Below are 2,856 nucleotides of genomic sequence, written 5' to 3'. Positions count from 1 at the left end.
GTTAATCGCAAATTAGGAAATAATTCGTTTCAGGATAAGTGTGCTAAAGCTTATCAAAGCTCAAAGTTGAAGATTACGCAAGAGATTTTAGATTATCCAGTTTGGGGGCCAAAACAAATTGAAGAAAGACAAAATAAAATGGCTAAGGCAGCTTGTCAAATCTGGCGTCTAGATTATTAGAGTAGAGGTCTTAAAATTCTCAGAAAGCGAGTTTATTCAATAAACTCGCTTTCTTTGTATCCAATCAATTATGTTAAAATTGTGCCGCTCATCAATTTTTGATAGCGATACTCCAATTCAGCTTCTAACAACGGCCATCGCTGCAAATCTTCGTCTCTCAAAATAATTTTTTCGGCTGCATTTCGCGCTATTTCCAAAACTTCTTGATCTTCTACCAAACTGGCTAAGGCAAAATCGGGCAATCCTGATTGACGAGTACCTAAAACTTCGCCTGGGCCGCGAAAACGCATATCCATTTCTGATATGAAAAATCCATCCTGGGATTGTTCTAAAACATTCAGTCGCTGACGCGCATCAGCAGTTGTAGAACTGCTCATGAGCAAACAATAAGATTTGGCTGCACCGCGACCGACTCTACCGCGCAATTGATGCAACTGAGATAAACCAAAACGCTCGGCATTTTCGATCATCATTACCGTGGCATTGGGTACATCTACGCCGACTTCGATTACAGTAGTGGCAACAAGTATTTGGGTTTGATTATCGCGAAATAAATTAATTGCTTCATCTTTTTCTGCTGAATTCATGCGACCGTGAAGCAAGCCGACTTGAAATTCTGGAAAAATACTTTCGGAGAGGCGTTGATGTTCTTCAACAGCCGATCGCACATCTAATTTTTCCGATTCTTCTACTAGCGGCAGTACAATATATACTTGACGCCCTTGTGCGATTTCGCGACGAATCAAATCGTAAGCTTGAGTGCGTTCTTTCGCGGCTAAAGCTACTGTATTAATCGCTTCTCGTCCGGGTGGCAATTCATCGATTTGACTGACATCTAAATCGCCGTGTAAAGTGAGTGCCAATGTCCGAGGAATTGGCGTTGCAGTCATTGTTAAAACATGAGGTTGTTCGCCTTTTTGCTGTAACTTTGCCCGCTGATGGACACCAAATCGATGCTGTTCGTCAATTACGACCAAACCGAGTCGATCGAAATTCACGGTATCCTGAATTAAAGCGTGCGTCCCCACCAAAAGCGGCAATTCCCCTGTTTGCAGCTGGGCGTGTATTTCGCGGCGTTTTGCTGTTTTGGTGGAACCGGTGAGCAGTTCTACAGGTAGATGTAGCAAATTAAACCAACTGACCAGTTTGCGGTAGTGCTGTTCTGCGAGTACTTCCGTGGGAGCCATGAGAGCTGCTTGATAGCCGGATTGAATGGCGGCGAGGATGGCAATTACACCGACTACAGTTTTACCGGAACCGACATCACCTTGTATCAATCGATTCATCGGTTCCGGTTTTTGCAGGTCGTTGAGGATGTCGTTAATGACTCGTTGTTGGGCGTTGGTTAGTTTAAAGGGCAGTACTTTGTGGAATTCTTCGATCAGTTGACCTGTGGGAGCGAGGATGGCGCTAGCTTGCGTGCGGCGGAGGTTTTGACGGCGTTTGAGAAATCCGAGTTGGAGATAGAAGAATTCATCAAAAACCAATCGGCGACGGGCGGCATCTTTGGCGGCGCTGTCGGCGGGAAAATGGATGTTGGCGATCGCATTTTGTAACCCAATCAATCCATACTGATTCCGCAATACTGCTGGTAGCGGGTCTTGCAACTGCTCTACTGCTGGTAGTGCTGCCATTACCGCTTGTCGCACCAAGTCAGCCGGCACTCCTTCCGTCAGAGGATAAATCGGTACTACTCGACCGATATTAATCGATTCGATCGAATCTTCCGGATTGGCTAAAACTTCTATTTGCGGGTCGTCCAAAGTCAAGCCGTATTTACTTTCTTTCACCAAACCAGAAGCCGCAACGACTGCACCGACTGGATAGCGATTTTTGATCGACTCTTGCCAACCGCGATTCGTGTAGCGAGTCCCCGCAAAAAATCGGCTGACCTTGATCTTATCCGGGCCGTCTGTCAGCAAAATTTCTAATATCGTTAATTTCTTATTTTTTTGGCTGGTAAAACAATTACAGCGCTTGATTTTGCCTACAATTGTCACTGTTTCCCCGGCGATTAAATCGCAAATGCTCACTTGGCGCGAATAGTCGATGTAGTCGCGGGGATAGTAAAATAGCAGGTCGCGTACCGTCAGCAATCCCAACCTTGCTAAATATTGTGATTTTCTCGGCCCTACTTCTGCCAAACTGCTGAGAGGTTGCTCAAGTGAAATAGCTGAGAACGATAAGTTTTTTGATTTGCCATTCTTAGCAGGTGCTGATAAATTCTCCTTTGCTCTTGCTCCCCTCTCCGTAGATGGGTCGGGATTGGGGGTGGGATTCTCCCTCTGCCCTTGGGATTCCGTACCGGGCTCTATCTGCTGAAGAAACTGACGAGTTTGGGCAATGAGGTTTTGTCGCTCTTCCAGTATGAGGTTCGCATAACGGGCAAATTGAGCCGCTTTCTCTAGCCACTGGCGTCGCCATTCGGTGGCCAGATTGCTGGGAATTTTACCGAATTCCAAGCAGAGAAACTCGCTGAAGCGATATTGCTTCCCCATCAAGTCTGTGAAGCCGTTTTTTTCTTCTACTTCGAGGGCTTTGTGCAAACGCACCCAGTCTGTTCTGTCATTGGTCATTGCTCATCGGTGATTGGTCACCCAATTTTGGATTTTGGATTTTGGATTTTGGATTTTGGATTTTGGATTTTGGATTTTGGATTTTGGATTTTGGATTTTG

Annotated in this window: 2 protein-coding genes; one reads left to right on the top strand and one right to left on the bottom strand. The window is 45.5% G+C overall.

Annotation, left to right across the window (positions count from 1 at the left end; genetic code table 11):
• Window positions 1-180, top strand: a 180-nt coding sequence (locus H6S82_RS27130; RefSeq protein ID WP_191057027.1) for an HNH endonuclease family protein, incomplete at its 5' end; no start/stop codon positions are given.
• Between the two features lie 68 nt (window positions 181-248).
• Here H6S82_RS27130 and recG read toward each other — a convergent pair.
• The gene (recG, locus tag H6S82_RS27125; protein WP_190469434.1) at window positions 249-2,756 is read right to left on the bottom strand and encodes an ATP-dependent DNA helicase RecG; all 2,508 of its coding nucleotides are present in this window, start codon (window positions 2,754-2,756) and stop codon (window positions 249-251) included.
• Window positions 2,757-2,856: the final 100 nt, after the last annotated feature.

Source organism: Planktothrix sp. FACHB-1355, assembly GCF_014748295.1.
GTDB classification, from domain to species: domain Bacteria; phylum Cyanobacteriota; class Cyanobacteriia; order Cyanobacteriales; family Aerosakkonemataceae; genus Aerosakkonema; species Aerosakkonema funiforme_A.
This window is presented reverse-complemented; position numbering and strand designations above follow the sequence as displayed.